4 protein-coding genes and 2 pseudogenes are annotated in these 6,447 nt (G+C 68.3%); 2 read left to right on the top strand and 4 right to left on the bottom strand.

Going from position 1 to position 6,447, the window contains the following annotated elements; genetic code table 11:
* Positions 1–108 precede the first annotated feature (108 nt).
* Positions 109–258, bottom strand: coding sequence for a hypothetical protein (locus tag ABZ454_RS35725; RefSeq protein WP_359543664.1), 150 nt, complete (start codon positions 256–258; stop codon positions 109–111).
* Between the two features lie 437 nt (positions 259–695).
* On the opposite strand from ABZ454_RS35725, the gene ABZ454_RS35720 reads away from it, so the two are divergent.
* Complete coding sequence (locus tag ABZ454_RS35720; RefSeq protein WP_359543663.1) at positions 696–2,771, top strand: SpoIIE family protein phosphatase; 2,076 nt, start codon at positions 696–698, stop codon at positions 2,769–2,771.
* A 129-nt stretch (positions 2,772–2,900) separates the two neighbouring features.
* Here ABZ454_RS35720 and ABZ454_RS35715 read toward each other — a convergent pair whose 3' ends face one another.
* Positions 2,901–3,506: a hypothetical protein gene (locus ABZ454_RS35715; protein WP_359543661.1), complete on the bottom strand. Its 606-nt coding sequence runs from the start codon at positions 3,504–3,506 to the stop codon at positions 2,901–2,903.
* A 731-nt stretch (positions 3,507–4,237) separates the two neighbouring features.
* Positions 4,238–4,715 (bottom strand): annotated as a pseudogene (locus ABZ454_RS35710) (amino acid transporter).
* A 138-nt stretch (positions 4,716–4,853) separates the two neighbouring features.
* On the opposite strand from ABZ454_RS35710, the pseudogene ABZ454_RS35705 reads away from it, so the two are divergent.
* Positions 4,854–5,501 (top strand): annotated as a pseudogene (locus tag ABZ454_RS35705) (transposase); the annotation flags it as partial.
* Here ABZ454_RS35705 and ABZ454_RS35700 read toward each other — a convergent pair.
* Complete coding sequence (locus tag ABZ454_RS35700) at positions 5,465–6,445, bottom strand: immunity 49 family protein (RefSeq protein ID WP_359543660.1); 981 nt, start codon at positions 6,443–6,445, stop codon at positions 5,465–5,467. The pseudogene ABZ454_RS35705 and the gene ABZ454_RS35700 overlap by 37 nt on opposite strands.
* Positions 6,446–6,447 lie beyond the last annotated feature (2 nt).

Here is a 6,447-nt window from a genome sequence, read left to right as displayed (position 1 = left end):
GGAACAACTCCCACAACTCGTCCGGAACCAGCCGCTCAACGATCCCCACCATGACTCACAGGATACCGAGTCACCCAAATGAGATGACTTCTTAGGACTTGCCGGGAATCAACACGTCGGTTTGATCATGGTGGTGTCGAGGTCGAGGAACCTGGCGATGTCAGCTGGTGCGCGGAAACGGGCGGTCGAGGCAGGGATGTGAACGCCATGGGCTTCCAGGAGGGGGCGGACGTCTTTCGCTGCGCGGCTGATGGTCATGGCGGTGGTGTTGAAGAGCTGGCCCAGGAGGTCCAAAACCCGCCGCGCGTGCCGGACGACGGGCGGGACGGCGCAGCGTTCTCCGAGGCCCAAGGGCTCCCGTCCGGCGATTCCCGCCTCTCAACCGACGCCCGCAGCCCGCGCCTGGTGCGTCATCCGTGTGCGGCCGGACGGTCCCGAACCCCGGGTTCTGCTGGAGCCGCCGACCGCGCATTCGGGAGGCACTCTCCGTGAAGGGGCGGTCGGCGCGCCGTTGTCACCTGGGGGATGCCATGCCGTTCCTGCGGTTCGTGAGTAGCCTGGCGGTGTGAGCTCTGCCCGCTCTGCAGTGGTTCGGCGGGGATTCTCTCGAGGTGGGTGAGCGGAACATGACTCGACCTGGGACCGACAGCGAGGCCGACCGGCGGGCGGAGGTTCTCGGCGACGTCCTGGCCGGCGTGGTGCGGGAGGTCGGCGCTTCGGCCGGCATCCTGTTTTTGCTGGAGCCGGGCGCGTGTGTGCTTCATATGGCGCTTGTCTCCGGCGTTTCGCGGCGGGTCTTCGCTCCATGGACCAGGATCCCGGCGGACGCCGCCAGCCCGGTGGCCGAGGCGATTCGCCGGGATCGTCTCGTGTGGGTGAGCAGCCAGGAGGAGATGGCCCGTCGCTACCCGCGGATCGGACTTGTCGCCCCCTACGAGTTCCTGCTGGCGGCGGCCCCGATCGCGAGCGGTTCCACCCCATGGGGTGGAATGGTGCTCCTGTGGCCCGTGTCGCACGCGCCGGAACTCAGCGGGGCGGAGCGCGAGGCGATCGACGCCTCCTGTTGCGTGGCTGCGCGGCGCTTGCGGGCGGCCGCCGACAGCGGAACTCCCCTTAAGGCGAGGGCAGGACCCCTCGTGCTCCCGGCCCCGGAGACCTCCGACGCCGGATCCGCCCAGGGCAGGGCTGCCCTGCGTTACACGCGGCGACTGCGCACCGGTTGCTGTTCTCTCGACCTCGACGGCCAGATCGAATACCTCAACGACGCCGGGGCGGACATGCTCGGAGTCAGTGCGGCGTCACCGCTCGGCAGACGGCCCTGGGAAGCTTTTCTGTGGCTCCAGTCCTCGGCGTTCGAGAGCCGCTATCGTGCGGCCGTGTTTTCCCGGCAACCGACCTCCTTCACTGCTGTGCGCCCATCGGGCGGCTCCTCGCAGGACAGAGAGGGGCTGCGCTTCACGCTGTACCCGGACGCGAGCGGGATCAGCGTCCACATCGCATCGGCGGACGCCCCGGCCGAGGACGCGGCCACCGGACTGTTCGGGTGGACCGTCGGTCCTGTCGGCGTCACCATGCTCGCCCACCTGACACATCTCGCCGCTGCACTCTCCGAAACCCCCCACGTCAGGGACGTGGTCGATCTGGCGGTGGACCAAATCGTGCCCGCCTTCGGGGTCGACGCCGCGGAGATCGCGACCGTGCAAGAGGGACGCCTGCGGCTCGCCGGATACCGCGGATTCAGTGCGGAGGCGGCGGCTCGCCTCGACGGGACGCCTCTGACCGCCGCCCAATGGCCCGCCGTACGCGCCCTGGCCTTTGGTAAGACCGCGTTCTTTTCCACACCCGAGGAACTCGTCCTCAGCAGTCCGACAGAGCAGCCACCGGACGGGATGGCCGCCTGGGCGTTCCTGCCTCTCATCGCCTCGGGGCACCCCATCGGGGTCCTCGACATCGCGTACCGCCCGCCGCACTCGTTCTCCTCGGCGGAGCGGGCGATCCTGTCCTCCCTGGCAGGCGTCGTCGCCCAGGCTCTCGACCGGGCGAGCCTCTACGACGAGCAGCACAGCCTCGCCCACTCGCTGCAGAGAGGCCTTCTCCCCTCTGCCCTCCCGCAGGTGCCCGGCCTGCGAGTCGCCGGGCGCTACCGGTCGGCCGGAGCGGGAGTAGATGTCGGCGGAGATTTCTACGACCTCATACGGTGCTCGCCCACAACAGCCGTCGCGGTGGTCGGAGACGTGCAGGGACATAACTCCGCGGCCGCCGCGGTCATGGGCCAGGTGCGCACTGCCATCCACGCGTTTGCGACTGTCGGCAGCGCTCCGGGAGACCTCTTGCATTCCGCCAACCGTCTGTTGGCCGAGTTCGACACCACTCTGTTCGCCAGTTGCCTCATCATCGAGCTCGACCTCGCCGCACATCGTGGGATCGTGTCCTCGGCCGGACACCCCCCGGCGCTGCTGCGCCATCCGACCGGTCGTACCGAGACGTTGGCTCCTGCCGCAGGGCTCTTGCTGGGCATCGAAGCGGAGGCGGAGTACCCAGCTCTGGAGTTCTCTTTCCCAGCAGACGCCGTACTCGGCCTCTACACCGACGGGCTCGTGGAATGCCCCGGTGTCGACATCGACGATGCGACCGCCGCACTCGCCCACCGTCTCGCACGCACCACGCCGGACAACCTCGAGGGCATGGCGGACGTCCTCGTCCGGCACGCACAACGAACGACACCCAGCAGCGACGACCTCGCGCTGCTCCTGCTGCGACTCAGCCCTTGAGAGCCCAGACCCTGTGGCCTCGTTCATCGGGGACGCCCCGCGTCGAGAAGCAAGCGCTGAAAAGGGGCTACCCGAGCTCGTGCATGGACTGCGGTAGCGAGTCGGAGGCTGCGGATTGGGCCGGTGGGTTCACGTTCGCGTACCACTGGCCGTCGTGGTGGCTTGCTGGCGGGAGAGCAGTCCGGCGACGGCATGGATGATGTCGCTCATGTGTTCTCGGCGGCCGTGATGCCGCGCGAGGGATCGCCAGTTCTTCAGATAGCTGATGCCGTGCTCGACTAGGATGCGGCGTGACAAGTGTGCCGTGCGCTGCCGCTCGTGCATCTCCTCGTACCACTGGGCAAGGGCGGCGCCCAGGTGGGAGGCCCCGGTGCGGCCCGCGCCGCGGGCCGGGTTGCCCATCTCCCCCACCGGCCGCCCCAGCTCGCGAGCGGCGGCCTTCAATCCCATCGGGGTGAGGTTGCGCAGCGTGTCCCCGCCCGGGAGCTGCCCGCCCTTCTCCGCCAGGCCGTGCTTGCGCAGATCGGACAGCGCCCCGGTGTGCGAGGCGGTGCGGGCCTGCTTCCGCTTCGACGGGGTCGGCTTGTCGGTGTGCCGGTAGCTCAGGTGCGGCGCTGAGATCTGCTCGATCTGTTCGACCGTGGCAACCTTCAGAACTCCAAGCACGCGCAGCACGTCACCGCGCAGGCTGTTCGACGACCCCGCCGGGTTCTCCTCACGCTTGACCGCCATCAACTGCGCTCCTTCCCCGTCGTCTGGCACGCGCGGCCACCTGCCGAGCACCGGCCGCGCCCCCGCCAAGGGCACCCGGCCCCCGAACCGGACGATCTCCTCCTCTACGGACATCACTTCAAAGTTCAGGAGTAGATAAGAGGGTTGTGACAACGCGACGCGCGCCCGTATTTGCGTGCTGACCTGGACTTTCTCCGTCCAGCTCGGTACCGGGCACCAAAGTGGGTTCCACAGTGGCCTCCCAAGTGCGCGCCGCAGGAGGCCGGGACGGCTTGCCCTCTGCTGGTCGGGCCCGTGGTCAGGGCGGGCGCGCCGGGCGCCTGCCGGGGGTCGGTGCGTGGTCATCGCAGTGGCTCCTTCGCTTCGGGCCGCCCTGGTGGGCGGGGACTCGATGGAGCAGCGCGCAACCGGCCCCCTTGTCCGCGGTCTAACCGTGGCCGGTAGCGGACGTGGTCAAGGGAAAACGCGGTGGTGGCCGGGGCGGTAGCAGAGGTGGACAAGGGGTCGTGGTCGGCTTCGTGGTCGGGCCGACCATGCTGGACAAGGGGGCCCGCTTTAACCCTTGCAGCCCCGATTTGTGTGACTTTGATCGGTAGTTGGCGGGTGCCGCAGCCGGACCCGCTGGTCACGCGGCTTTTTGATTTCTGGTTGGCGGGTTCTTTGATTGATAGTTGGCGGCTCGGAGACTCCGGTCAGTCACTCAACTTGAGTTGAGTCTCCGCTCGCCGACTGGATCAGAAATGCGTTGCGATACCGAAGGCGCGGCGGAGTTGTGCCATGTCGTGACGATCGTGTGCAGAGGGTTCGTAGCCCTGAGGGAAGTAGACCTGCTGTTCGGCGGACAAGCACGGGACTGACGTCCCATGGATGGTGCCCGTCACGAAGCATGAGGACGGGTAGGTGAACGGACGCTCGGGTTCGGGTGATGCCTGTACTGCTGAGCCGTCGTCGGCGAAGACCAGCGGGTGGAGGTCGATCTCGTGTTCGTCCGGTGCCGTCAGGACGAACCTGGTGGGTCTCCACGAAACCGGCCTCATGGAGGGCTGCCACCACAACTTCTTCCTGGTCATGCCTGTGCATCAAATCCAGGTCGCGGTGATCTCGCGTCTGCGCGCCGACCAGAGCGTCGATCCCCCATCCTCCACCGAACCAGACCTCCGCCTTCGCCTGCCGTAGCAGGGTGAGGACGAACAACACGTCGTCAGCTGTCATCACCTGACGCAGGCTAGCCTCGCGCTTTCACGGGCGGGCTCGTCCATGCCTTGATCAAATAAGCGGAGAGTGCTCCTGACCTGCAACGATGGGACTTGTCTAGGGTCCAGTCAGCCGCCGGAAAGAAGCACTCTCCAGGTGAGTAAGTGTGTCGGGTTGTACCCGCGTGTCCACGTCGAGGGCGATGGCAGCGGGACGGTCTCGCAGGCCGGATCGGTGCTGCTGGTCGAGACGATCCGCAGGTGCGGTCTCGACACCGCGATGGTGGCGGCACTGGCGCCATGGCGTAAGCCGCGTGCGGTGCATGATCCGGGCAAGGTCCTGCTGGATGTCGCACTCGCGGCGGCTCCGGGCGGCAACTGCCTCGCCGATGTCGCCATGGTGCGGGCCGAGCCCGACGTGTTCGGTCCGGTGGCATCCGACCTGACGGTCTCCCGCCTCATCGATGCCCTTGCCGCAGCCGGACCGAAGGCGCTCACCGCGATCCGGTCGGCTCGGGCCGAAGTACGCTCGCGGGTCTGGAAACTGGCCGGTACGAGAAGTCCGGCCGTCGACGGCTCGGTGACCGTGGACATTGACGGCGTGCTCGTCCTTGCGCACTCCGAGAAGCAGGACGCCACCGCGACCTGGAAGAAGACCTTCGGCCATCACCCGCTCCTCGCGCTCGTCGACCACGGCCAGGCCGGTTCCGGACAGTCGGTCGCCGCGCTGCTGCGGCCCGGCAACGCAGGCTCCAACACCGCGAGCGATCACATCGAAACCGCCCGACTCGCACTGGCCCCACTCCGGCGCGACGCGTCCGGCGATCCCAGCAGGCCGTACGGCAGGTACCCGGACCGGACACCGAGTTCCCATCCATGGACCTGAACGGCGAGGCAGGCCAGGGCGAGGGTGCCGAGGGGGAGGAGGGACCGAGGCGCGGGGGCGACGGCATCGGCCTCGGCGCTCTCCCGGTACGCGATCAGTCGGGCGACGAGGGCGTCCTCGAAGGCGTGCTGGTCGTCGTCAAGGAGTACGCGGAGCAGCCGCTGGTCCGCGCTCAGCGCGTCCCCGACCTCGTCGAGCCGCCGAGTGGCCTCCGCGCGCTCCCCGGCGTCCGGCTTGCGCAGCGGAACCGTAGGCCAGTCGCGGGGCAGATGCCCGGCCGCCTCGGTGAGGTAGGGGCACAGGGCGTCCATGGCCGCGAGGTCAGCGGGGGCGGAGACGGAGGTGTACCGGTTGTAGGGCGCGCCGTCATGGATGGCGGGCGCGTAGTCGTCGCGCAGCAGGAGGCCGGTGACGCGCTCCCAGTCCCACACATGGCCGCTGACAACACATATTTCGAACATGTCGAGCCAGGTCCGCGCGGTGGGCGCCTCCTTGACGACGTCCCGGAAGGTGATGGGCCCGTCGCCGAACTCGTCGTCGTCCGGGTCCGTGCTGATCCGCTCCCCGACGAGGGGGAACCGGAGTTCCTGGTCCCCATTCGGGAAGCACATGATGCTCAGCACTCCGTGCACACACTCCGCGGCGGTGACGGCGACCGTGCGGGCCGCGGCATCGAGCCCCGGCTCCGTCACCGTTCGTGCGGCGACATGGTCGAGCAGTTCGTCCGCCATGGCCCGGATCAGCGTCGGCGAGATGCTGTCGTACCGCAGCGAGTGCCACCGCTTGTACGCCCGCCCGTCGATGTCGTCGAGCGCCTCGGCCAACAGCTGCTCGCCGGCCTGATGTGCTGCCACGTTCCGCACGT

It is taken from the genome of Streptomyces sp. NPDC005803, assembly GCF_040630435.1.
Lineage (GTDB): Bacteria > Actinomycetota > Actinomycetes > Streptomycetales > Streptomycetaceae > Streptomyces.
This window is presented reverse-complemented; position numbering and strand designations above follow the sequence as displayed.

Bases quoted from the DNA above. Each gene is read 5' to 3' on its own strand.
- ABZ454_RS35725 (WP_359543664.1), bottom strand. From the start codon at position 258: ATGACCATCAGCCGCGCAGCGAAAGACGTCCGCCCCCTCCTGGAAGCC.